The 23,558-nt window shown below is 45.5% G+C and carries 23 protein-coding genes, 1 other RNA gene and 5 pseudogenes; 27 read left to right on the forward strand and 2 right to left on the reverse strand.

The features are described from left to right. Nucleotides 1-17 precede the first annotated feature (17 nt). The 4 genes from DXE33_RS01820 to DXE33_RS01835 all read left to right on the forward strand — a co-directional run bounded on the left by DXE33_RS01820 (nucleotide 18) and on the right by DXE33_RS01835 (nucleotide 3,478). Nucleotides 18-839, forward strand: a complete 822-nt coding sequence (locus DXE33_RS01820) for a tetratricopeptide repeat protein (RefSeq protein WP_114638388.1) — start codon at nucleotides 18-20, stop codon at nucleotides 837-839. Nucleotides 840-882: 43 nt separating this feature from the next. Continuing rightward, complete coding sequence (locus DXE33_RS01825) at nucleotides 883-1,386, forward strand: DUF1993 domain-containing protein (RefSeq protein ID WP_114638389.1); 504 nt, start codon at nucleotides 883-885, stop codon at nucleotides 1,384-1,386. A 281-nt stretch (nucleotides 1,387-1,667) separates the two neighbouring features. Then, nucleotides 1,668-2,171, forward strand: coding sequence for a LexA family protein (locus DXE33_RS01830; RefSeq protein ID WP_114638390.1), 504 nt, complete (start codon nucleotides 1,668-1,670; stop codon nucleotides 2,169-2,171). Then, nucleotides 2,168-3,478, forward strand: a complete 1,311-nt coding sequence (locus DXE33_RS01835; RefSeq protein WP_197711970.1) for a Y-family DNA polymerase — start codon at nucleotides 2,168-2,170, stop codon at nucleotides 3,476-3,478. Before DXE33_RS01830 ends, DXE33_RS01835 begins: the two co-directional genes overlap by 4 nt. Nucleotides 3,479-3,901: 423 nt before the next feature. Here the strand turns inward: DXE33_RS01835 and DXE33_RS09580 are convergent, their stop codons facing one another. After that, nucleotides 3,902-4,069 carry a hypothetical protein gene (locus tag DXE33_RS09580; RefSeq protein ID WP_162785392.1) on the reverse strand — a complete coding sequence of 56 codons (168 nt, stop codon included), beginning with the start codon at nucleotides 4,067-4,069 and terminating at the stop codon, nucleotides 3,902-3,904. Nucleotides 4,070-4,273: 204 nt separating this feature from the next. Between DXE33_RS09580 and DXE33_RS01840 the strand changes: the two genes are divergently transcribed. The 4 genes and pseudogenes from DXE33_RS01840 to DXE33_RS01855 all read left to right on the forward strand — a co-directional run bounded on the left by DXE33_RS01840 (nucleotide 4,274) and on the right by DXE33_RS01855 (nucleotide 6,477). Further along, the gene (locus DXE33_RS01840) at nucleotides 4,274-4,717 is read left to right on the forward strand and encodes a YkgJ family cysteine cluster protein (RefSeq protein ID WP_114639688.1); all 444 of its coding nucleotides are present in this window, start codon (nucleotides 4,274-4,276) and stop codon (nucleotides 4,715-4,717) included. Beyond that, a pseudogene (locus DXE33_RS01845) lies at nucleotides 4,704-5,658 on the forward strand (Bug family tripartite tricarboxylate transporter substrate binding protein). Before DXE33_RS01840 ends, DXE33_RS01845 begins: the two are co-directional and overlap by 14 nt. 248 nt (nucleotides 5,659-5,906) lie before the next feature. Further along, on the forward strand, nucleotides 5,907-6,206 hold the full coding sequence (locus tag DXE33_RS01850; RefSeq protein ID WP_231970313.1) for a BrnT family toxin: 300 nt from the start codon (nucleotides 5,907-5,909) through the stop codon (nucleotides 6,204-6,206). Continuing rightward, on the forward strand, nucleotides 6,166-6,477 hold the full coding sequence (locus tag DXE33_RS01855) for a BrnA antitoxin family protein (RefSeq protein ID WP_114638393.1): 312 nt from the start codon (nucleotides 6,166-6,168) through the stop codon (nucleotides 6,475-6,477). Before DXE33_RS01850 ends, DXE33_RS01855 begins: the two co-directional genes overlap by 41 nt. 26 nt (nucleotides 6,478-6,503) lie before the next feature. Here DXE33_RS01855 and ffs read toward each other — a convergent pair. Beyond that, nucleotides 6,504-6,602: signal recognition particle sRNA small type (gene ffs, locus DXE33_RS01860), an RNA gene on the reverse strand. A gap of 32 nt (nucleotides 6,603-6,634) precedes the next feature. On the opposite strand from ffs, the gene dnaX reads away from it, so the two are divergent. From dnaX to DXE33_RS01945, 19 genes and pseudogenes are all read left to right on the forward strand, one after another. After that, nucleotides 6,635-8,314 carry a DNA polymerase III subunit gamma/tau gene (gene dnaX, locus DXE33_RS01865; RefSeq protein WP_114638394.1) on the forward strand — a complete coding sequence of 560 codons (1,680 nt, stop codon included), beginning with the start codon at nucleotides 6,635-6,637 and terminating at the stop codon, nucleotides 8,312-8,314. Between the two features lie 70 nt (nucleotides 8,315-8,384). After that, nucleotides 8,385-8,708, forward strand: a complete 324-nt coding sequence (locus DXE33_RS01870) for a YbaB/EbfC family nucleoid-associated protein (RefSeq protein ID WP_114638395.1) — start codon at nucleotides 8,385-8,387, stop codon at nucleotides 8,706-8,708. Between the two features lie 30 nt (nucleotides 8,709-8,738). Further along, nucleotides 8,739-9,353 carry a recombination mediator RecR gene (gene recR / locus DXE33_RS01875; RefSeq protein WP_114638396.1) on the forward strand — a complete coding sequence of 205 codons (615 nt, stop codon included), beginning with the start codon at nucleotides 8,739-8,741 and terminating at the stop codon, nucleotides 9,351-9,353. A gap of 107 nt (nucleotides 9,354-9,460) precedes the next feature. Further along, a complete protein-coding gene (locus tag DXE33_RS09975; protein WP_231970314.1) occupies nucleotides 9,461-9,769 on the forward strand; it encodes a hypothetical protein in 309 nt (102 codons plus the stop codon). A gap of 1 nt (nucleotide 9,770) precedes the next feature. After that, nucleotides 9,771-10,868, forward strand: coding sequence for a carbohydrate porin (locus tag DXE33_RS01880; protein ID WP_231970315.1), 1,098 nt, complete (start codon nucleotides 9,771-9,773; stop codon nucleotides 10,866-10,868). A gap of 11 nt (nucleotides 10,869-10,879) precedes the next feature. Then, complete coding sequence (gene pstS / locus DXE33_RS01885) at nucleotides 10,880-11,926, forward strand: phosphate ABC transporter substrate-binding protein PstS (protein WP_114638397.1); 1,047 nt, start codon at nucleotides 10,880-10,882, stop codon at nucleotides 11,924-11,926. Then, on the forward strand, nucleotides 11,926-12,342 hold the full coding sequence (locus DXE33_RS01890) for a hypothetical protein (protein WP_114638398.1): 417 nt from the start codon (nucleotides 11,926-11,928) through the stop codon (nucleotides 12,340-12,342). Before pstS ends, DXE33_RS01890 begins: the two co-directional genes overlap by 1 nt. A 438-nt stretch (nucleotides 12,343-12,780) precedes the next feature. Then, a complete protein-coding gene (locus DXE33_RS09980; RefSeq protein WP_231970316.1) occupies nucleotides 12,781-13,485 on the forward strand; it encodes a TolC family protein in 705 nt (234 codons plus the stop codon). 7 nt (nucleotides 13,486-13,492) lie between these two features. Continuing rightward, nucleotides 13,493-13,984, forward strand: coding sequence for a TolC family protein (locus tag DXE33_RS09985; protein WP_231970317.1), 492 nt, complete (start codon nucleotides 13,493-13,495; stop codon nucleotides 13,982-13,984). An 11-nt stretch (nucleotides 13,985-13,995) separates the two neighbouring features. Then, a complete protein-coding gene (locus DXE33_RS01900) occupies nucleotides 13,996-14,784 on the forward strand; it encodes an efflux RND transporter periplasmic adaptor subunit (RefSeq protein WP_114638399.1) in 789 nt (262 codons plus the stop codon). Nucleotides 14,785-14,812: 28 nt separating this feature from the next. After that, nucleotides 14,813-14,974 carry a hypothetical protein gene (locus DXE33_RS10635; RefSeq protein WP_408634191.1) on the forward strand — a complete coding sequence of 54 codons (162 nt, stop codon included), beginning with the start codon at nucleotides 14,813-14,815 and terminating at the stop codon, nucleotides 14,972-14,974. Beyond that, nucleotides 14,910-15,254, forward strand: coding sequence for an efflux RND transporter periplasmic adaptor subunit (locus tag DXE33_RS01910; RefSeq protein WP_162785373.1), 345 nt, complete (start codon nucleotides 14,910-14,912; stop codon nucleotides 15,252-15,254). The genes DXE33_RS10635 and DXE33_RS01910 overlap by 65 nt, the downstream gene beginning before the upstream one ends. Before the next feature lie 8 nt (nucleotides 15,255-15,262). Then, nucleotides 15,263-18,331, forward strand: a pseudogene (locus tag DXE33_RS01915) (efflux RND transporter permease subunit). A 48-nt stretch (nucleotides 18,332-18,379) separates the two neighbouring features. Then, a pseudogene (gene surE / locus DXE33_RS01920) lies at nucleotides 18,380-19,158 on the forward strand (5'/3'-nucleotidase SurE). A gap of 29 nt (nucleotides 19,159-19,187) precedes the next feature. Next, nucleotides 19,188-19,812, forward strand: a pseudogene (locus DXE33_RS01925) (protein-L-isoaspartate(D-aspartate) O-methyltransferase); the annotation flags it as partial. 17 nt (nucleotides 19,813-19,829) lie between these two features. Continuing rightward, nucleotides 19,830-20,603: a peptidoglycan DD-metalloendopeptidase family protein gene (locus tag DXE33_RS01930; protein ID WP_408634164.1), complete on the forward strand. Its 774-nt coding sequence runs from the start codon at nucleotides 19,830-19,832 to the stop codon at nucleotides 20,601-20,603. A gap of 18 nt (nucleotides 20,604-20,621) precedes the next feature. Further along, nucleotides 20,622-21,443 carry a 3'-5' exonuclease gene (locus DXE33_RS01935; protein WP_114638403.1) on the forward strand — a complete coding sequence of 274 codons (822 nt, stop codon included), beginning with the start codon at nucleotides 20,622-20,624 and terminating at the stop codon, nucleotides 21,441-21,443. After that, nucleotides 21,436-22,854: pseudogene (gene rlmD, locus DXE33_RS10640) on the forward strand (23S rRNA (uracil(1939)-C(5))-methyltransferase RlmD). Before DXE33_RS01935 ends, rlmD begins: the two are co-directional and overlap by 8 nt. A gap of 53 nt (nucleotides 22,855-22,907) precedes the next feature. Beyond that, the gene (locus DXE33_RS01945) at nucleotides 22,908-23,465 is read left to right on the forward strand and encodes an outer membrane protein (RefSeq protein ID WP_114638404.1); all 558 of its coding nucleotides are present in this window, start codon (nucleotides 22,908-22,910) and stop codon (nucleotides 23,463-23,465) included. Nucleotides 23,466-23,558: the final 93 nt, after the last annotated feature.

A 23,558-nucleotide genomic window follows, 5' to 3' on the forward strand; every position in this document is an offset into this window, starting at 1 on the left:
GGATTTAAGGAGCCATGATGAAGATCCGTAATGTACAAAAGTTATTAGTCGGTCTATTTGCAAGCGCGTTATTGCTCACCAGCAATCTAGCTTTTGCAGAGGCGACCCTACCTGAGGTTGCTCAAGCTATTCAGTCAGGGCAGTTGGCAAAAGCTGACGCCATGATGCAAGAAGTTTTAAGAAATCACCCCAATAGCGGGAAGGCACATTACATTGCTGCCGAACTCTATTTAAGAGAGGGTAAGTTAGACGCTGCTCGCCAAGCATTTGTACAAGCAGAAAATTTAGCGCCTGGCTTGCCTTTTGCTCAACCTGAGTCAGTGCAAAAATTACAAGCTGAGTTGCGTGCGGGCACAGTACCCGCTCACACGAATGCTGGAGCAGGTTCAATCTTTACCAGCACCATCTTTTGGATCTTGATGGCTATCTTGATCGCAGGCGTAGTGTTCTTTATGAGAAATCGCAATCGTCCAGAGCCAGTTCAGGTCTATAACGCACCAACAGCTAATGGGCCGTATCCAGGTATGCCAGGAGCGCCTGGCAGCTATCCTCCTGGATATCCTGGCGCACCAGCGTCTGGTATGGGTAGCGGTCTAATGGGTAGCTTGGCAACGGGCGCAGCCTTGGGCGCTGGTATGGTTGCTGGTGAAGCCTTGGCTAGTCACTTAATGGGCGGCAATCAACACGCCAATCCAAATATCAATAATGACTTTAATCAAGTTGGCGGTATTGCACCTGATGCCCCTAACTTCGGGGTCAATGATGCAAGCTCTTGGGATGATGGCGGCTCAAGCTCTTGGGATGACAGCGGTGGCGGCGACTTCATGAGTGACGTTTAAGCTGTTTCAATAACAATCAATAATACCTATAGAAAGAATCACGATGGCAATGTCAATGTACCAAATATCGATTCCTCAACTAACCAAGATGCTGGGCAATCTTTCCAACATTTTAAAGAAGGGTGAAGAGTTCGCCAAAGCTAAGAATATTGATAGTGCAGTATTGGTAGGTAGTCGTCTCGCCCCGGATATGTTCCCGCTTGCAAAGCAAGTACAGATTGCCTGTGATCAAGTCAAAAACGGGATGGCTCGCTTAGCTGGTGTAGAGCCACCGAAGTTTGATGACAATGCAACTACTTTTGCACAGTTGCAAGAGCGTATTGCGAAAACGATTGCTTTTGCTAATAGCATCAAGCCTGAGCAACTCGATGGTAGCGAGACGAAAGAGATTCAGTTCTCGATTAAAGAGTGGAACTTTGAGTTTGTGGGCGATCAATATTTGCTCACTTGGATTATTCCGAATTTTTACTTCCACGTAACGACTGCGTACAACATCTTGCGTCACAACGGTGTCGAAATCGGTAAGTCGGATTACTTGGGAGGCTAGGGGTCTATTACAATAGATCTATGGAATATTTTTCTGAAATCATTGAGGTGGTAAATCCCTGGCTCTTTCGAGCCAGTGTGTATCTCTCCAATGCTTTTTTAGATGACCCCGCTATTTTGGCGTTCGCTTTTTGTTGATCCTTTAATTAACGAAACTGCAGTCATCAAGCCACCTTCGGGTGGTTTTTTATTGCCTAAAATTGAAGCAATAATCTCAAAAACAACAAAAAGAGTTTCATTTTTGTAGTTTTTATATATACTGTATAAACATACAGTATATTAATGACTATGACGCAATACATGAACTCCCTAGAGGCAACCCTTAGTCAGGCGCCACAAGCCTTGGCAGGTCATTTTGCTGCTTATGAGCTCAAGCTTTTAAGCTACCGGATTTCAGCGGGATTTCCGAGTCCAGCAGCAGATTACGCCGAAGATGGCCTGGATCTAAACCATTACCTCGTCCAAAACAAGCCAGCCACTTTCATGTTCACTGTGAAGGGCGATTCTATGTTGGGCGCTGGCATTTGCGATGGCGATAAGGTGGTGGTCGATAAGGCGCTCAAGCCAAAACATCAAGACATTGTGGCGGCTGTAGTCGATGGTGAGTACACCATCAAACGTCTTTATCAATCCCGTGGCCGCATTGAGCTTCAACCAGAAAACCCGAATTACGAACCAATCACCTTCAGTGAAGGTAGTGAATTGCAAATCTGGGGTGTAGTAGTCGGTGTAGTGCGTAAGTACAGCAATGCCAGCTCAAGATATAGCAAAGGTGGAAAGCAATGAGTATGTATTCGTCATCCAATTCTCTATTCGCTTTGGTAGATGTGAACAACTTCTACGTTTCTTGTGAGCGCGTATTTCAGCCGAAGTTAGAGGCGGTACCGATGGTGGTGCTCTCCAATAACGACGGCTGTGCAGTAGCGAGAAGCGCTGAAGTTAAAGCTTTGGGCGTGAAGATGGGAACGCCTTGGTTCAAGATGCAAGATTTAGCAAAGAAGCATGGTATTGAAGCGTATTCATCAAACTACACCCTGTATGGTGATATGAGCAGCCGGGTAGTTCAGGTATTGCGTAGCTTTACACCTAACCTGGAGATCTACAGCATTGATGAAAGTTTCTTGCAAATTGAAACTGTCTTAAAACAATATCAAGACACGATTGAGTTAGGTCAAGGTATTAAACAGAAGGTCAAAGAGACTACTGGTTTGCCAGTATGTGTTGGTATTGGAGCCAGCAAGACCTTAGCCAAGTTTGCCAATCACCTCGCCAAGAAACACCAGCAATTTGCTGGGGTGTGCGACGTCAACGCCATGCCCAAAGAAGCGCTCTATCAATGGATGAGCGAGACCGAAGTATCGGAGGTCTGGGGGATTGGCAGGCAGTTGGCTAAAAAACTCAAGGCACAAGATATTCACAGCGTGTTTGATTTATTACAAGCTCCTCCACAAGTGATGCGCCAACAGTATGGCGTTGTGATGGAGCGCCTTTGCTATGAGTTGCGCGGAGTTTCTTGTCTTAAACTTGAGGAAGTGGCGCCAGCCAAACAGCAAATTATTGCTTCACGTAGTTTTGGTAAGCTGGTAACTAGCCAAGTAGAACTAGCCGAGTCTGTTGCAACTCACGCTGCAAGGGCGGCAGAGAAACTGCGCGGGCAGGCAAGTGTGACGGGCGCGCTGACAGTGTTTATTCAGACAAACCCTTTTAAACAAAACGAGCCACAGCATCATCAAAGTGTGACGATCCCGCTCGCTGATCCAACAGATAACACGCTGGCATTAACCAATGCGGCATTAGCAGGCTTGAAGCAAATCTATCAGCCCAATTTTCGTTACAAAAAAGCAGGCGTCATTCTGAATTTAATTGGCGATAAGCCAACGATGCAGCAATCCTTATTTGAGGATATGGAGTGCAAAGGGAAGTCAGCTAGTTTGATGAAGGCGGTAGATGCCATCAATACTCGCTTTGGGAATGCGGTGATTCGATCCGCGGCTACCGGAACGAATGGCACTAAACAAGCATGGCAAATGCGCTCAAGCAATAAATCCCCGAACTACACCACCAAGTGGGATGAGTTGCCAGTCGCTAGATAAGGAAAAAGCATGGAAAAAAACAACAAAACCCAACATTTTTTACTGGCTCAATTTGTGAGCTTTTCACCCACCATCTTTAAGAAATAGTAGTAAATCACACCCCTAAACCAGCAGAAGGAGCACATCAATGGACTTATTAAACAACTTTAACGGCATTTCATTGGCGATTGTCATGATTCTGTCTTATTGCGCCGTGTTGAAAAACACTAAGCGTCATGAAAGTGCCACATAAGAGGCATTAAATCGCAATTCCCATTAAGGGAATAGTTGAAAAAACAATAGTTGTAGCAGGTTTTTTTGAGGGAATAAGGAAATCACGGACTCCTTATTCCCTAATTCTTTTGTGCTTTGAATGCAGCGGTGTAGAAAGAATGTAGGTAATGCAGAACCACGGCTCTAGAAATAGAGAGCATGATGGTTACGTCAGAAATCAAAGTCGCAATCATCATCATAAAATCGATATTCCAATTGAATGTCTTTGCGTGCTTTATGTTGCCAATGTAGGCGGTCTTTTAACAGATCGTGTTTAACGGTATCGGCGTACTCGTTAAAGTAGTCATCTTCTTCGCTAAAGTAGTGGTGAAGTCGCATCATTACCTCCTAGGTGAATTAGGTTTTTGACCCAAAGACTGAGGAGTGATTCAAAAACAAGGGGTAACCAAGTTAGTGTTTCGCCCCGCAGAACAAATGCTTGAGCGAAGTGTGAGTAAACTGAGATGACATGTCTATCAAAAATGAAATTAATTTAAATAAACATTAAATTCATTGTTAAAAAACTACAGTAGTAAATACAAGATGGCTATTAAAAACGACCTAACTAAAAGTGCGAATCCGTGTTTTGAATGTGGCCAGTGTTGTCAACACTTTCGTGTGAGTTTTTATCATGGCGAAATCGAAGGGAATGGCGCAGGGATAGTACCCGCGCAGCTTACTAGTAAAGTGAATGCTCATCTTGCTTGTATGAAGGGTACCGAGAAGGGTGGCGCACCCTGTATAGCCCTCAAGTACAGTGAAGCAGAAGGTTGGCGCTGCTCAATCTATGAACGGCGTCCCAGCCCCTGTCGAGAATTTAATATCCTCAGCAAGGATGGAACGCCAAATCCTAAGTGTCAAAAATTACAAGAAAAGGCTAAGGCTACTCGTCAGGCAGCGTCAGCAGGAAAAACTAGTCCTTTGCAGCTAGGTGGGATTAATATGTTCATTAATCACTATTTGAATGAGAAAAATGAAGATATCTAAATCCTTATGGGCAGTGTTGCTAGCCTTGGTAGCACAGTTGGCATTTGCTGCAGATCCTTGGCCTAATCATCCCATCAAGTTTGTAGTGGGCTTTGGTCCAGGTGGCGCAAATGACTTGGTGGCTCGTGCGGTTGCAGAAGGAGTCAGTAAGCAATTAGGTCAGCCAGTCATTGTGGAGAACAAACCGGGTGCTGGTTCAGTGCTAGGTGCAGACTATGTGGCAAAGAGTACGCCTGATGGCTATACCTTTTATGTTTCTGCGGCCGGTGGGGTGGTAACTATTCCCATGCTTCGCAGCAATATGCCCTATAAGACTGATGATTTGGTGCCTGTCGGCATGATGGCGGTAAGCCCATCGATCATCGTGGTTAATGCTGATTCACCTATCAAGGACTTTAAAGAGTTACTGGCAAAAGCAAAAAACAAGCCAGGCGTAACATTTGCAACTGCAGGCTCTGGTAGTACGCCACACTTCGTCGCAGAAATGCTAAAGACTGATGCGGGGGGCGGCAATTATGAAATTATTCCTTATAAGTCTGGGTCAGAGGGTGTATTTGCAGTGGTCTCTAAACAAGTGGATGCCACATCAGAGGCTAGTGTGGTCGTGCTTCCACAAATTGAAGGTGGCAAACTCAGGCCTTTGGCATCTACTTGGAATAAACGTATTACCCGCTTACCCAATGTGCTGACAACAAAAGAGCTTGGCTACCCCAATATTTTCATTGGTCACTGGGCAGGTCTCTTTGCGCCCAAGGGTACTTCACCTGAAGTGGTCAAGAAGATGAATGGGGCGATTCAGGCGGCCTTAGATAAAATCTAGGCTGATCCCACAAGGCATTGAACCAGCACCAGGTTCACAAGCTGACTTCGTCAAATTCTTAAACGATGAAAGAAAGCGTTTACAACCAATTGTGAAGAGCGCCAATATGAAAGATGAGTAATGGCAGACCTTCAATTCATCTTTGGCTGATTTGATAAGACTATTTATATTGCTACGCTAAATCCTTCTGCATAGGAGGATTTAGTTTGAGACTGTCTATTGAGTGTTCCCATAAGCAGCTGCAGTTATTCAGAATCTCGCTAGACGCCCGAACTGTTCTGGTTCTGGTAATTATTTGGATAATTTGGGGAATTCTGCGCATCCTCCGCATTCTTTAATTGTTTGTAATTGCAAATAATTACTGGATTGTTGAATAATTTGTTACTACAATTAAATGAATTAATTGAGTTTGATCCGCAGAAGCGTCTTCAAACTCTGTTGCTGCGTGATCTCGATTTTGCACGAGCCGGTGAAATCTTTGCGGATGCTACGGCAACTTTTGTGGATGTCCGTTCACATTATGGCGAGTGTCGTTATGTTACCTACGGATTTTTAGATGATCGTCTTACTGTGCTTGTTTGGACTAGACGTGAAAAGAAAATTAGAGTGATCTCGATGAGGAGAGCAAATGAACGTGAAAATAAAAAATATTCCCAGCGAGTGGGTTGATCCAGACGATGCTCCCGAATTATCCGACGAAGATCTAGCGCGTGCGGTATGGAGAGTAGGGGGAGTAGCAGTTTCTGAAAAGGAAGGCCGAGAAGTATTTGCTAAGAGATTGCGAGGTAGGCCTGTTGGCAGTGTCAGTAAGTCACCCAAAAAACTGACCACGATTCGTTTGTCTGCTGAAGTGATAGAGCAATTCAAAGCAGCGGGCGCGGGTTGGCAAACAAAAATTGATTTAGCGCTTAAAGATTGGCTATTAACTCATCGACCCTAACTGAGTGATGGTTGAGATGGGTAAGGGTGGATGAGCCAAACCCCCGGCACTGACAGAAATTGGGTTTGGCTGCTTCGTTCCCGACCTGACCAGGTTATCCAACCCACCATGCGGGGAGGCCCATCCAATTCTATTTTAGCTTGTTAGAATGTAAGACATGACAGCATTGGCTTTAGCCCGTTCGTGGCGCCCTAAAACATTCTCCCAATTGGTAGGACAAGACCATGTGGTTAAGGCTTTAACCCTTGCCTTGGATCAGGGTCGTTTACACCATGCATGGCTCTTTACTGGTACTCGCGGGGTAGGTAAGACCACGATTTCCCGCATTATGGCCAAAGCCCTCAATTGCACGGGAGCTGACGGTTCAGGCAAGATGACTTCAGAGCCTTGCGGAAAATGTCCAGCCTGTATGGAAATTGATGCTGGCCGTTTTGTTGACTACATCGAAATGGATGCCGCTAGTAATCGTGGTGTTGACGATATCGCTGCTCTACTAGAAAAAGCAGCGTATGCACCTAGTTCTGGCCGTTATAAGGTCTACATGATTGACGAGGTGCATATGCTCACCAATCATGCTTTTAATGCCATGCTCAAAACATTAGAGGAGCCGCCAGAGCATGTCAAATTTATTCTAGCTACTACAGATCCACAAAAGATTCCGGTAACCATTTTGTCTCGTTGCTTGCAGTTCAATCTCAAGCAAATGCCGGTACCACTCATCGTGGAACATCTAGAAAAAGTACTCGCAGCAGAAACAGTGGAATATGAAGTCAATGCATTGCGCGTTCTGGCTAAAGCTGCCCAGGGCTCTATGCGTGATGCTTTGTCGCTTACCGATCAAGCCATTGCCTATGCAGCTGGCAAAGTGACTGAAGAGTCAGTGCGTGGCATGCTCGGCACATTAGATGATGCTTACCTGATTCGTATTCTGGATTGCTTGATTGCCAAAGATGGTGCAAATCTCTTGGCGGTTGCCAATGAGATGGGTGAGCGTAGCATGTCTTTCTCATTAGCATTGCAAGATTTATCTAGTCTGTTGCAAAAGATTGCTGCAGCCCAAGTGGTACCAGAATCGGTTTTAGATGATTGGCCTGAAGCAGTTGAGATTCGTCGTTTAGCTGGTCAACTCTCCAAAGAAGAGGCGCAACTCTTCTACCAAATCACCATTACTAGTCGTCCAGATTTATCGCTCGCACCAGATGAGCAAACTGGCTTTGCCATGACGCTATTGCGCATGCTTGCTTTTCGTCCGGGGAATGGTGGTGTCGGTGGCGGCGGAGGGAGCCTAGGTTCTGCAACACCTTCCACACCTTCAGTAGCTACTGCTCGTTCAGCTGCTATGCCAGCAAATCGATCTGCAGCGCCAATTCCAATGGCGGCTCCGGCAGCTACTCAAAGTACCACTCAAACCGCTAGTCCTGCTGCAGCCCCAGCACCAGCAGTAAGCTCTGCTGATCGTCCAGATTGGCATGCATTAATGCGTCAGTTACCAGTTCGTGGACTTGTGCAACAGTTAGCGTTTCAGACAGAGCTACAAGATTGGAATGATTCTGCTGCTGGTGTGCGCGCCACGATCGTGACACCAATGCCGCAGCTTGCCTCTGAAGCCTCTGTTGCTCGCCTAGCCGATGCATTGACTGCACACTTTGGTAAGCCGGTTAAGATCGTGATCGAGAAGGGTGAAGTGGAAGGTAAAACCGTTGCTAAGGTAGAAGCTCAAATTCATCAAGAGAAAAGAGTGAATGCCGAGCAAATGATTGCAACTGACCCTTTTATTCAGCAACTAGAGAAAGAGTTCGGTGCCAAAGTGGTCAGCGGTTCAGTAAAACCACTTTAATGTTCCTATTAGTACCCATTAATCAATTTAGTAATTCATAAGCACTCAGAATATTGAAGGAAAAAAAGAGATGATGAAAGGTGGACTTGCTGGCCTCATGAAACAGGCCCAGCAGATGCAAGAGAAAATGAAGCAAGCGCAAGAGCAATTAGCTGCGCTTGAGGTAACCGGTCAAGCCGCAGGTGGCTTAGTCAAGGTCACCATCTCAGGTAAGTACGAGCTCAAGCGCGTGCAAATTGATCCGGGTGCGATGGATGACCGTGAGATGTTGGAAGATTTGATCGTGACTGCCTATACAGAAGCCTTGAAACAAGTGGAGGCTGCTAGCGGTCAGTTAATGTCTGGCGCAACTGCGGGCATGCCAATGCCTCCGGGCTTTAAGTTGCCTTTCTAATGCATTCACCAGAAAAGTTCTGAAGACTGCATGGCGCGTCATGAAGCACCTCAAGATGCGCTCGGTCGCTTGATCGAGGCATTGCGTGTATTGCCTGGAGTGGGCCCTAAATCTGCTCAGCGCATGGCATTCTATTTATTGCAACATGATCGTAATGGCGCTGCAGTGCTTGCTCAATCCTTAGGTGAGGCGGTTGAGACCGTTGGTCACTGTGCTCGTTGTAATACCTTCTCAGAAACCCAGATTTGCAGTACTTGCTCTGATGATCGTCGCGATCCTTCTGTGCTTTGTATTGTGGAAACCCCAGCAGACCAGGTGATGGTGGAGCAAACGCTCAGTTTCAAAGGGAATTATTTTGTATTGATGGGCCGCATCTCCCCTTTAGATGGTATGGGTCCGAACGAAATTCATTTTGACCGCTTACTGGCTCGTATTGAAAGTCCCGATACTGACGTATCTATTCGAGAAGTGGTCTTGGCGACTAACTTCACTAGCGAAGGTGAAGCGACTGCGCACTACATCGGTGAAGTTCTCAAAGCCAAGGGTATTAAAGTGACTCGTATCGCCAGAGGTATCCCAGTGGGCGGTGAGCTGGAGTATGTCGATGCTGGCACTCTGGCGCGCGCTTTAATGGATCGCCGCTAGTGTGAATTCATCCGGCTCTTGAGGTTGGAAGAGCTGCTAATACACATTAGTGTCACATTGCTGTCATAAGCTCGAACAATTCTGCATTGCTGCTTTTCTGTAAGTTCATGGCCATTGTTTTCCGCGCTCTCCTGCTCATTCTTCTGATGCAAAGTCTGCCCATCATGGCGCAGAAAGCAGGCTCAGACGCGGACTCTTTTCAATTGGCACCAGAAGCCATTTCCGACATCCCTACAGAGGACAGTATTTGGGGGATGCCGGTCAATATTCATGGTCAAACGACCTATATCAATCAGCGATATAACAATTTCACATCGTCTTATTCTGGTCAGAATAGTTTGTCGGAATTAAAGTCCATGAGCTATACCTGGTCTGGCACCTTATTTTTTTGGAGCCCGTTTAGCGCCAAATACTGACGTGTATTTCAATCCCGAGGTCTTTTCAGGAATTCCTTTCTCAGGTCTCGTTGGGCTTGGTGGTTTTACCAACGGTGAAGCTAGTAAGGCTGTCGGCGCTCAAGCAAAGTTCTATTCGGCGCGCGCATTCATTCGTCAGACCATTAATCAGGAAGGTGAAAACGTCCTGCTAGAGAATGAAGCCAACCAAATTACCCAAACGGTAAGCAGTAATCGTGTTGTGCTAATCGGTGGGCAGTTTTCAACTTTAGATATTTTTGACGACAGTAGATACGCAAAAGATCCCCGTGTTCAATTTATGAACTGGGGCAATATGACATATTTGGCTTACGACTATTCAGCAGATGCTCGCGGATATAGCTGGGGTCTTGCTGGAGAGTGGTACCGGGATAATTGGGTTCTGAGGGCTTCGCGAATGTTGACGCCGAAAGACCCTAATGGACGAAACCTAAACTGGCAGACCTTTACAGCATACGGTGATCAAGTAGAGGTAGAGCGTCAACACAATATCGGCGATTTGCCTGGTAAGGTTGCAGTGCTGGGCTATCGTAATAAGATGATCTTGGCTCGCTTTCAAGACGCAACTAATTACATCCTGCAAAACAATGCACAGGGTACGCAGGCAATTAATAATGTTCGTAATAACTATCAATATAAAACCGGTATTGGTATTAATGCAGAGCAAGCATTAGCATCTGATATGAGTATTTGCTTGAGGGCAATGACCTCAGATGGTCACACGGAAACTATGTCGTTCACAGAAGCGGATAACTCGGTGTCTGTGGGATTTAGTATGGATGGAGTGCGCTGGAGTAGGCCTAAGGATACGATTGGTATCTCCATGATGCAAAATGGTTTATCGAGTTATCGCCGTAACTATCTCCAAGCTGGCGGAGTTTCATTTTTCATTGGAGATTATGCAAGCCCAACACAGACAATTTCCTACAAGCCCGAGCAAATTGCTGAGATCTACTACAACGCAATGGTTGTAAAGAATGTATTGCTTGGTGTCAATTACCAGCACGTGAATAACCCAGCCTATAACTCGGCACGGGGACCTGTCAGCATTTTCTCTTTCCGCGTTCATGCAGAGTTTTAAGGGGTGTGAAGATGAAATTACTAATTAAAATCGCCGCGATTGTATGTGCACTAATGACAGTGGGTGTGCACGCGCAGACTGAAATATCTGGAGCCGGTTCTTCCCTTGCTTATCCGGTAATAAAGGAACTGACTAAGTTGTATAAGGCTCAAACGAAGGTGGCGATCAATTACACCTCTGTTGGCTCAGGCGAGGGTATTGTTCAAATGGCTGCCCGTGTCGTGGACTTTTCTTTGTCCGATATTCCGCTGACTCAATATGAGTTAAATGACCAAAATTTAGTGCAATTTCCCGTATTCGCTAGTGCAATTGTCCCCGTTTTGAATTTACCTGGCGTTGAAAAGGGAAAGCTACAGCTAAACGGATCGGTCTTGGCTGATATTTATTTGGGCCGCATTACTCAATGGGATGATCCTGCTATACAAGCGCTCAACTCCGATTTGCAATTACCAAAATTGCCGATCAAGGTTGTGTATCGTTCAGATATATCAGGATCTAGCTATGTCTTTACAAGCTACCTCTCCAGATCCAGTGTTCACTGGAATACTCATTATGGTATTGGCTCCAAGCTCAATTGGCCGATAGGACAGGGCGTCAAGGGAAGCGCTGGAGTCGAGCAATTCGTTCTCAATAATGAGGGCGCAATTGGTTATCTTGAGTATGGTGCCGCCAGTTCAGCAGCCCTCGATATTCCTGGATTGTTATTGAATGGCAAGAAAGTAGTCGCAAATTACGCTAATTTTATTGGCGCTTTTAATGCCATGAGCCCTGTTCGTTCAAGCTTTTATCAATTTACCGCTCCAATTAGCATTCAAAATGCATGGCCGATTATTGCAATCACCTATGCCTTAGTATCTAAGCGTCCGACGGATGATGAAGAGGTTAGGGGTAGCCTGCAGTTTTTTTATTGGCTTTATCAGTCTGGCGGTACAACGATTCAATCATTTAATTTACTTCCGATTGATAACAAAAAAATGCTTCCCAAAATTGAAGCTCAATGGGCCAGTATTAGCAACCCAAAAGGTAAGCCTGTCTGGGTTGAGGGGGCTAAGAATTAATGAAGCATTTATTTGCAATCTTAGTACGCCTGCTACTTGTTGCCTCGCTAGGCTGTGCTTTCTCGCAAGCTTGGTCTAGCCCGGTGAGTACTAGGTTAAATAAAGTCTATAAAGAATTAATTATTCAGGGCGAGCGCCCTGAGGTTAGTTCATGCATGGCCTTAGCCTTTAAGGCCACTCGTGAGAATGCTCCTTATGAGCAAATTACCTATCCGGCTGATATGCAAGCTGCTGCATTGGTGCAAGAGAGGGTAGAGGGTGACCATTTAATCAAGCTAGTGAGCATGCAGGCTATGGGAGCGCCTAGAAAGTCTGGGTTTTATATCGTTAACCCACCACAAAAAATTGAGATCTATTGCACGCAAATGGATGAAGGGATTCCGGTGGTGAGCTTTAAAGCGTCTGAGGTCCAGTAAGGCGGTTGAGAAGGGGTGGGATCCCTGGGCCAAATCAAATCAATATTCCTTTAAAAATCAATAACATATCTGCTGTCAAAAAATTTACTTCTTATTGGAGTACCTTATAATCAATCGGCCTAACTATAAGTTTGCCGTTTTAAGTAATCAATACGCTATTACTGATTTGAGACACCTTTGATAAAAAGCAATAAAAACCGAGACTTCCGAGCGAACTGCACTGCGTGCTTTGCACTATTTTGTATTTCTACATTGTTAGTTAGGTTTAAATGTCTTCGCGCAGACGCCAAGTGGGTCGGTAGTGGTTGAAACAGGCGCAAATGTCACGACTGCACCCCCAAGTGTTGAGTCTTATGTCCCAAAATCGGCTGACAATCGGCGCGTGTACTGGCTGACTCAAAAGAATTTGAAAAGCAGGGTGGTCCTAATACATTTGATTTGCGTCAGCTGTGGCGAGAATTGCGTGCAAACAACCCTCAGTTGATTGCTGCTAGAGAGTCTTATCTTGCCGCTAAAGCAACTGTGCCTCAAATTAATGCACCCGACAATCCACAGCTTGGTTTGATATGGTCTGGTATGCCAGTGGGTTCGGCGGCTGCGCTTGGAACTGCCGGAACAAACCCTGCGGGTCAAAGCGGATTTAATTTTGCACAACCTTTCAAATTCCCCGGCAAAAAATCATTGGCTGCTGATATTGCTGATAAGGGAGCAGAAGCAATACTGGCGCAAAACGAAAATCTTTATTTACAACTGGGATCTCAGTTATCAACCCTGTATTTCAGTACCTTGGCTGCACAGCGCCAGTTGCAAGTATTGAATGACACTGTCATTCGCACAGAGTTGATCAAGAATATTGCGAAAGCGCGTTATAGCAATCATGCTGCCGCTTATGTCGAATACCTCAATGCGCAAGTTGCGCAAAGCGCAGCAGAATCCGATAAGTTCAATCTCGAAAAGCAGTTAATCGTCGCTTACAAAAATATCAATGCCTTAATCGGTCGCGATCCTCGCGAAAAAATTAAACTTGCCGCTGATCATGGTCTTCGCGCTTCTCAGGTTCCCACATTAGTAGAGTTAGAGAGTTATGCTGAAGGGGCGCACCCTGTTCTCAGGAGCTCCAAATCTACAGTTAGAAGCCGCTAAAAAAGGGGTGACACTTGCGAAGGCAGCCTACTTGCCAGACTTTCAGGCTATTGCAACTTCTTATACTCCTAGAGGGCCATTCACATCAAACAATGGTGCCTTGTATTACCAGTTTGAGCTTGACTTAATTATTCCGCTGTATTTCTTCACCAAAGAACGTTATGGCGTAGAACAAGCGCTGCGTAATCAATCTGCTGCAGAGGCTAGCGATATTTCGAATCGTCAACAGGTGATACTTGGTGTTGGTACGGCTTATGCGAACTATGAACAAGCTAAGCGCTACACCGAGTTTCTAAAAGATCGCCAAGTTCCTCAAGCTGAAGCAGCGTATCGCGTGGCTCTGGCTCAATATGCTTCTAATGGTGCAGGCTTTAGTGATTTGTTGACTGCCCAAGTACAACTGCGTGGTTTAGAAATACAGTTGGCGCTCGCTGAGAGTAGCTTGATGCAATCCAAAGCAAATCTATTTGCTTCCGCTGGTAAAGATCCCATTGAATAGGTCGTAGCTATATGTTGAAAAAATACTTAGACAAGTTAAAGTCCTACGCACAAAATTGGAAGCCATTGGCTCAGGCTTTATGGATGAAGCTAATGCACTTTTATCGCCATGCAGAAGAGCAATTGAAACAGTATTGGGCTAAACCTCGTTTTCGACTGTGTAGCTATTTATTGCTTGCCCTGATTGTTGGCGTTAATATCGGCAGACTCTTTGCGCCTGCTGCTGTTGACATGAGTGCTGCCAAGAAGGTAATCGATGTAGAGAAAAACGGCATTATTAATATCGACTTGCCTGGCGTCACTTTAGCTCCTGAAACCTTTGAATATATAAAAACTGCTGAAGGGGTTGCGCCAGTATATTTGTCGGTACCAGGACGCCTAGCCTTTAATGCAGAACGTCTCAAAGTGATTTCTGCTAGAGCCCCTGGAAGGGTGGAACGAATTTATGCATTTGATGGTGCCATTGTAAAAACCGGCCAAGCATTGGCTGATTACTTTAGTCCGGATTATGTATCTGCCCAGACTGAATACATCCTCTCATCAAAAATGGTTGCGGCCCTTCAAAAGAATCAGGTCGGTAGCTTGTACGAGGATGCTCAATCAACCGCGGAAGCAGCCGCAAATCATTTACGCGTACTTGGTGCGAGCAATGAAGACATTGCGCGGCTTCGTAATGGTGGTCAAGCCACACCAACATTCCCTATTCGTGCTCCGATTGACGGGGTTGTGATTAAGCGCGCAGTCGATCCTGGTGCTTATCTGAACACGGGCGATATTTTGGCTACGATTTACGATTGCTGATCCGAAGCATTTGTGGTTCTTGGGAAATGTGTATGAGCAAGATGTCAGCAAAATTAAAGTGGGTGATACATTTCGCTTAAAGGTTTCATCTTTCCCAGACCGCGAATTTATTGCCAAGGCTAATTATGTGGGCGCCGCCATTGACCCAGTTACTCATGCATGCCCTTGTCGTTCGTTGCGAAGTAGATAACAGCGAAGGACTGCTGAAGCCAGAAATGTTTGTCAGTGGTACATTGGAAGTGGGTAAAACACAAGCGGTCGTCATTCCAACCTCGGCTGTCATTCAAGGTAGAAATGTGCGGTACGCAATTATTAAGACTGGAGATACCACTTTTAGCCGCCGACCCATTTTTGGCTTTGCTTTAAATGCTTCAGAATTTGCGGTAACAGATGGTTTAGAAGCACATCAGACGGTTGTCATTAAGGGTGCTACCTTACTGAATCAGCGATTCTTGCGCGAAGAAGACTGAGGACATCAATGAACATCAATGCCGTTCTTCGCAGGCGTCTACTAATTATCCTGTTGGCAATTGGATTATTAGTAGCTGGTATTCATAGTTTTCTCAAGCTTCCTCTACAGGCTTATCCAGGCGTTGCACCGTTGACAGTTCAGGCCATTACACAATGGCCTGGTGCGAGTACTGCGCAGATTGAGCAACAAATTACTATTCCGGTTGAGAACTCCTTGGCGGGTATTGCAGGAGTTCAGGCGTTTCGATCAGTCTCTTTGTTTGGTTTGTCGGTTGTAACGGTAAAGTTTAAGGATGGCGAGGACAGTTTTAAGGCACGTCAACTTATTAACAGCTCGCTCAATAATTTAAACTTGCCTCCTGGTGCCAATATCGCGATGAGTCCTGACTCAGATGCCACTGGTGAGATCATGCGATACGTCTTGCTCAGTGACTATGCCTCTCCTATGGCATTAAAAACTTTACAAGATTATGAGGTTTATAAAGAGCTCAAGCACATTCCTGGGGTTCCTGATATTTCTTCTTTTGGTGGAAAAACCCGCTAATACCAAATCATTATTCACCCGGGTAGTTTGCAGGCTAAAAACGTTACTCTGGAACAATTGGTTAATGCAGTGACTAATTCCAATATCAACGTTGGTGGCGGTCTATTGCCTGTTGGTGAGCAGCAGTTAGTGGTTAGAGGCGTAGGATTACTGCAGTCGGTAGATGACATTAAGCGCATCGTGGTGGCTGTCAATAATGGAGTTGCCGTGCGGGTTGGTGATATTGGAGACGTAGTGGTTGGTCATGCCTTACGTCAAGGTATGTTCCAGTACCAAAACAACCCCGATGCAGTTGAGGGTGTGGTCTTACTCAAGCGTGGCGAAAACGCTTCTGAAGTTTTGGATCGTGTGAAGGAAAAAGTTCAGGAAATTAATACTTCCATCCTGCCGCCTGGAATTGATATTTTTCCATTCTATGATCGACAAGTACTGCTCGACATTACTTTGGAAACCGTCAAACACACTCTGTTTTTCGGGATTTCCCTTGTCCTTGTATTAATTATTCTGTATATCTTTTTGGGAAATTTCAAGGCTGCGGCTGTTGTGGCAGCTGTTATTCCATTGGCTTTGTGCGTTTTGTTTTTCAACATGGATCAATTTAAAGTCCCAGCTAACTTGATTTCTCTGGGAGCAATTGATTTTGGTGTTTTTGGTGTGATTGTTGATGCCGCAGTGATTGTGATGGAAAACGTCATGCGTCATTTGGAAGAAAGGCGCACCAAGCTCAATCAAAGTATCGTGTTAGGTACTAGTGAAGTGCAACGAGCCATGGTATTTTCAACGGGCATCATTATCACTGCATATTCACCACTCTTTTTGATGGGTGGTGTGGAGGGAATCATCTTCCGTCCAATGGCCTTCACTATGGGCTTTGCATTATTGGCTTCAATCATCTTGAGTCTGACTTTTGTCCCCACGATGATTTCCTATATATTTAAAGAGGGCGAAGAACACCACCCGCCTAAATTTGCCGACAAACTATTAGTGCGCTATAAAAGTTTATTGCGTTATCTGGTTGATAGACCAAAAAATGTATTGTTAACTGCCATCGGCGTGTTAATTTTTACTATCGTGAGCGCTACTCAACTGGGCACTGAATTTTTATCAACGCTTGAAGAGAATAATCTTTGGGTACGCGTGACCCTACCAAATACTGTGGATTTGAAGTATTCGGTCGAGTTGGCCAATTAACTTAGAGCGGAATTTAAAAACAACCCTGAAGTGAAGTATGTGTCAGTGCAGATTGGTCGTCCAGATGACGGTACTGATCCTACAGGCGTCTTTAATCAAGAGTACGGCATATATTTTAAGCCTCCGCAAGATATGCCAGCTGGAGCAAGTAAAAAACGGCTAATGAAGCACTTGGAGAATTACCTTGCTGGCATACCAGGGCTTGATTACACCTTCTCTCAATACATTCAAGATAACGTCAATGAAGCCTTGTCAGGGGTCAAGGGCGAGAACTCGGTCAAAATATTTGGTTCCGATCTTGAGATCTTGGATCAGCAGGCGCGCGATGTGATCAAGCAACTGCGAAAAGTACATGGTATTGTCGATGAAGGCATTTTTACAGAACTAGGACAACCCACATTAAATGTGGAAATTGATCGAGAGAAATGTGCTCGCTTTGGTATCAATGTCAGTGATATTCAGGCATTAGTGACTTATTCCATTGGTGGTGCCCCAATCACTAGCATCTTAGAAAATGAGAAAACCTTTGGTTTGGCTCTCCGCTTGGATAAAGAGAGCCGCAATACAGTTGATTCCATCGAGCAAATCTTAATTGACACCCCAGATGGAAGCAGAGTGCCGCTATCGATGGTCGCCAATGTGGCTGTATCTGATGGCCCATTCTATATTTATCGTGAATCTGGTCGTCGTTACATTGCAGTGAAATTTAGCGTCCGTGGAAGAGACTTGGGTAGCGCAGTTACCGAGGCGCAAAAGTTGGTGAAAGAAAATATTTCTTTACCGAATGGCTATCGAATTACTTGGGACGGCCAGTTTAATCAAATGAAAGTGGCCCAGAAGAAACTCATGGTGATCGTTCCATTGACCTTGTTGGCTATTTCATTGCTTCTTTACAGTGCCTTTGGCAATTTCCGTGATGCCTTAATCGTGTTGTTAAATGTCCCGTTCGCTGCCATTGGCGGAATACTCATCTTATTATTGACAGGTGAAACCTTTAGTATTTCAGCGGGCATTGGCTTCCTCTCGCTTTTTGGAATTGCCATTCAAGATGGTGTCATTTTGATTTCTTATATCAATAAGTTGGCTAAATCTGATCAACACGGTATTAAGGCAACCATCGTTGAGGGTGCGTCCCTGCGCATGAGACCCGTGTTAATGACTGCTCTGTTGGCTGGACTGGGATTGTTGCCGGCTGCTATGTCACACGCCATCGGATCAGAGGCTCAGCGTCCGCTTGCGCTAGTGGTTGTGGGCGGCATGGTCACCACTACTTTGCTGACCCTCCTGGTCTTGCCGGTTCTATATGTTTGGGTTCGGTCTAGGGAGCATCGTAGTCGCTAATATGGGGATCTTCTGTGGGTTTTGTCGAAAAAGTTGGATAATTCGATGATGCATATTTTGATCTCTAATGATGATGGCTACTTAGCCCCAGGCCTTCTGGCCTTAGTCAATGCGGTGCGCCCTTTGGGGCGCATTACGGTGATTGCTCCAGAACAAAATCATAGTGGCGCATCAAATTCCCTTACGCTATCTAGACCGTTGTCGATTCATCGGGTAGCTGGCGGTGAGCGTGATGGCTTTTTTCATTAACGGCACCCCAAACGGATTGTGTCCACGTTGCGATGACAGGTTTCTTAGATGAAAAACCAGATTTAGTGATCTCTGGAATTAATCAGGGTGAAAACATGGGTGAGGATGTGCTGTATTCCGGCACGGTAGCAGCGGCTATAGAGGGCGTCATGTTTGGCGTTCCTGGAATTGCCTTCTCACAAATTGATCGCGGCTGGAATCGGATTGAGGATGCGGCAAAGGCGGCTCATGATGTAGTCGCGCAAATGCTGGTATCTAGCCTGAATCAAAATCACACTGATGGCGCAGCTAGTTTGTTGAATGTGAACATTCCCAATCGTCCTTATGCGGACTTGTATCGTTGGCGTGTGACTCGCTTAGGTAACCGTCATCACTCACAACCCGTAGTGGTGCAAGATAGTCCGCGCGGCGAAAAGATCTATTGGATTGGAGCAGCAGGGGAAGTTAAAGAGGGCTCTGAAGGGACTGACTTTCATGCTATCAATGAAGGTTGTATTTCAATTACCCCGATGCAACTCGATTTAACTCACCACGCTCGTTTGGCTGCAATGCGTGCCAACGGTTGGGATCGCGGTTGAAGGCACCCATAGAGCGTCTCGCAGCCTATCGACAGGCATTAGCAGCAAAGGTTCATGCTGGTGGCGTTAAGCACGGAAAAACTTTAGAAGCCATTGCTACAGTTCCGCGACATGCATTTATGGATCCCGGTTTGCATGCACAGGCTTATGAAGACACTGCATTGCCCATTGGTCATGAGCAAACTATTTCAAAACCATCTGTAGTTGCTCGCATGATTGAGCTTTTACATAAACCAAGACATCGCTTGGGCAAAGTGTTAGAGATTGGGACGGGTTGCGGATATCAGGCAGCAGTATTGAGTCTCTTAGCAGAGGAGGTCTATTCCATTGAGCGTATTCGACCTTTGCATGACATGGCTAGAGCCAAGTTGCGTCCTTTCCGAATTAATAATCTGCGTTTAATTTATGGCGATGGTATTTTGGGATTACCCCAGGCTGCGCCATTTGACGGCATTATTTTGGCTGCTGCTGGCTTAGGTATACCCGACGCTTTAATGGATCAATTAGCAATTGGGGGGTCGTTTGGTTGCCCCAGTTGCCAAAAATGACAAAGAACAGCAATTGGTTGTAGTCGAGAGAATGAGCTCCCAACGCTATCAAAGAACTGTGCTGGACGAGGTCTTTTTTGTACCCTTACAATCAGGGGTAGTATGAGATCCATAACCCAGAACATGCCTATAGTGACGTCAAACACCTTACTGAAAAGCTTTTTGATTTTTCTGGCTGCTAGCGCTTTGTTAACGCTTGAGGGATGTTCTGTGCCACGCACAAAACCTGCGAGTGTCACCGATCGCTCTAGTGGATCATATGAGCCAACGCCTCTAGGTTACTATCGCGTGAAGAAAGGGGATACCTTAGCGCGTATTGCACTTGATAATGGCCAGGCGCCACGTGATGTTGCGCAGTGGAATAGCGCAGCTAATCCTAGCTTTAATCCAAACGTCATTGAAGTGGGCGATCTGATTTTGATTAAGCCACCTGCAGGTGTAAAAACTGCGAAAACAGTTGAGAAAAAATCAAGCCCAGCGACCGATAAGGCAGATGCACCTACTCCTGAATCAAGTAAGTCCGAGGTAGTTGCAGAGCCTGGCATTCGCTTATCTTGGCCTGCTAAAGGAAAAGTGACTGGTGAATTTAACGAAACCAATAAAGGTATCGATATTGCTGGCAAGGTAGGCGAACCCGTGCTTGCGGCATCGGATGGCAAAGTGGTTTATGCGGGTAATAGTTTGCGTGGCTATGGCAATTTGGTGATTGTGAAACATGACAACACTTATCTGACTGCATATGCGCATAACAGCAAGCTCTTAGTAAAAGAGGGCGACACGGTTCGCAAGGGTCAAAAAATTGCGGAGATGGGAGATACCGATGCTACCTCTCCGAAACTGCACTTTGAGCTGCGCGTCAACGGCAAGCCAGTCAATCCAACACCATACTTGCAGTAAGGTGCGCGCTCAGTATTTATGGCCACCGTTCTTGTATTTGATATTGAGACTATTCCAGATGTAGCGGGTTTACGCCGCGTGGAAGAATACCCTGACTCCATGAGTGATACTGAGGTTGCAGCTGCTGCCATGGCAGAGCGTGCCGCCAAAACCGGTAGCGAATTTTTGCCTTTGTTCTTGCAAAAGATTGTTGCGATCTCATGCGTAATTCGTAGAACAACAAAAGAAGGGGCGCCACAAATCAAAGTGGGTACCTTGGGTACCCCACAAGATGATGAGAAGGTGCTAGTTCAATCATTCTTTGATTTGATTGAAAAATATACTCCCCAACTGGTATCTTGGAACGGTAGCGGTTTTGATCTACCGGTCTTGCACTATCGCGCACTTGCTAATCATATTCAGGCGCCACGTTATTGGGAAATGGGTGAGAGCCAGGAAGCTGATAGCAGAGACTTTAAATGGAATAACTATATTAGTCGCTATCACATGCGTCATTTAGATATGATGGATTTGTTAGCCAAATTTAATGGCAGAGCCAATGCGCCATTAGATGGTTTGGCAAGGCTGTGTGGCTTTCCTGGCAAGATGGGGATGGATGGCAGTCAAGTCTGGCCAGCATATCAAGAGGGAAAGATCAACGATATTCGCCGTTATTGCGAAACCGATGTGGTCAATACCTATCTCATGTATTGCCGCTTCCAGCTATTGCGTGGCGGTTTCTCGCAAACTGAGTATGAAGAGGAAATTCAATTCGTTAGAGCGTATTTAGAAAAAGAATCTAAAGAGCCTAACGGCGAGCAATGGCAAGAATATCTCCAAGGTTTTGCTCCGAATGCGTAGAGGCGATAAGCCAGTCAATATTGAAGTGGCTGAGCCAGTCAAAATTGAAGCACTCGATTTAGATGCCCAAGGGATAGGCCGCTTGGCTCCCAGTCAAGCTGAGGCAGTAAGGTGCTTTTCATTAAAGGCGCTCTCCCAACTGAGTTGGTGACCTACACGATAACGAGTGATAAGGCGCGCTTTAGTAAAGCTAAAGTCCGCGAGATTCTCAAGCCCGCTGTTTTTAGAGCCGAGCCTAAGTGCGAAGCTTTTGGCGTTTGTGGTGGTTGCACTATGCAACACTTAGATATTCGCGCGCAGGTAGCGATGAAGCAGCGTGTGCTCGAAGATGACTTGCATCACATTGCCAAAGTTCAGCCAGAAGAAATTCTCAGGCCAATGGGTGGGCCCACTTGGGAATACCGGCATCGTGCCCGTTTAAGTGCAGTCAATCGTTCGATTAAAAAAGGTACGGTCCTGATTGGTTTTCATGAGGGTAAGAGTGGCTATGTTGCCGACATGCTTGCTTGTGAAATTTTGCCTAAGCATGTGTCTAATCTCTTGCCAGAAATGCGCAAGTTAGTGATGAGTCTTTCAATCGTCGATCGGATGCCACAAATCGAAATTGCTGTCGGCGAGCCTGAGGATCCCAACTCTGACGATCCCAAAAAACTCAAACCAGTCACCGCTTTGGTTTTTCGTAACCTTCAAGCTTTAACGGCTGCTGATGAGGCCTTGCTCAGAAACTTTGCCGATGAGCATCAAGTCTGGATTTGGTTGCAGCCCAAAGGTATCGAGACTGTGGCGCCTTTTTATCCAGAGATCGGCAAGCTATGCTATCGCTTGCCTGAATTTGAAATCGAAATGCCATTTAAGCCCGCTGACTTTACTCAAGTCAACCATATGATGAATCGATCATTAGTGAGTAGGGCGATTCGTTTGTTAGAGGTGCAACCGTCTGATCGAGTGATCGATTTATTTTGTGGCATTGGGAACTTCACATTGCCACTCGCCAGAAAACAGAAAAGCAAAACAAGTTTTGGGTATTGAAGGTTTAGCAACTTTAACGACCAGAACCAAATCCAATGCAGAACACAATGGTCTTGCTGATAAGGCTAGCTTTATGCAAAGCGATTTGTTTGAAGTCATGCCGGAAACTGTGGCATCCTGGAAAAAGGCAGACCGCTGGTTAATGGATCCACCGCGTGAGGGTGCAATGGAAATTTGCAAAGCCTTGGCGCAGTTGCATGACCAAGCAAGTAATTTATTGCCTAAGCGGATTGTCTATGTTTCTTGTAACCCCAAAACCTTAGCCAGGGATGTTGACATCTTGTGCCACCAAGCGGGCTATCACCTCAAAGGTGCTGGTATCGTGAACATGTTTCCACATACCTCCCACGTGGAATCGATAGCGGTTTTTGATAGGACTTGATAGTTTGATATAGTTTTCGTGGCTCATAAAAAATACAAGGTCTGGAGGGGTAGATGAGAAAAGTGGTAGCTTTGTTGTGCGGGTTTCTATTTATGCCCATCGCGTATAGTCAGTCACAAAATTTTGAGGGGTTTGGTATTTCATTTGATTATTCATTAAATTCGATTACTGATAAATCTACTCCTGGTGATTCCTTAACAAGCAATAGTGGAATTCCCAGCATTACTCTTGATGCATATAAAGCTATTGATGATCAATGGCTAGTCGGCGCCTATGGAACATATGATCTTGCTACAACTGATACCAGTGGTACCGATCCTGATGCAAAAAATCCTATTGAAGCGGGCGGAAAAATTGGCTTTGCATTTAGCGAAAAGCTGCTAGGCTACGCCAAGTTAGGTTGGTCGTGGTCAAAATTTTCTTCGCCAGGCTATTACCAGTGGATGAATGGACCTAGTTTCGGACTCGGTTTCGACTACCTTTTTACTAAAAATATTTTTACGAGAGCAGAGATTTCTCAGCAAAACTACAAAAGCGTCCAATGGAGTGATGGCAGTAGCGATAAAGTCACCATCAATTCCTATACGATCTCACTGGGCTATCGTTTTTAGATAACCCAACTCATATTGATGCACCAATTTAGAGCCAAATTGGTGCATTTTTGGTTTTTGCTTGCATCAATGGTGCATTGACGATTTTCCTAG

This window comes from Polynucleobacter necessarius, assembly GCF_900096765.1.
Classification (GTDB): domain Bacteria; phylum Pseudomonadota; class Gammaproteobacteria; order Burkholderiales; family Burkholderiaceae; genus Polynucleobacter; species Polynucleobacter necessarius_F.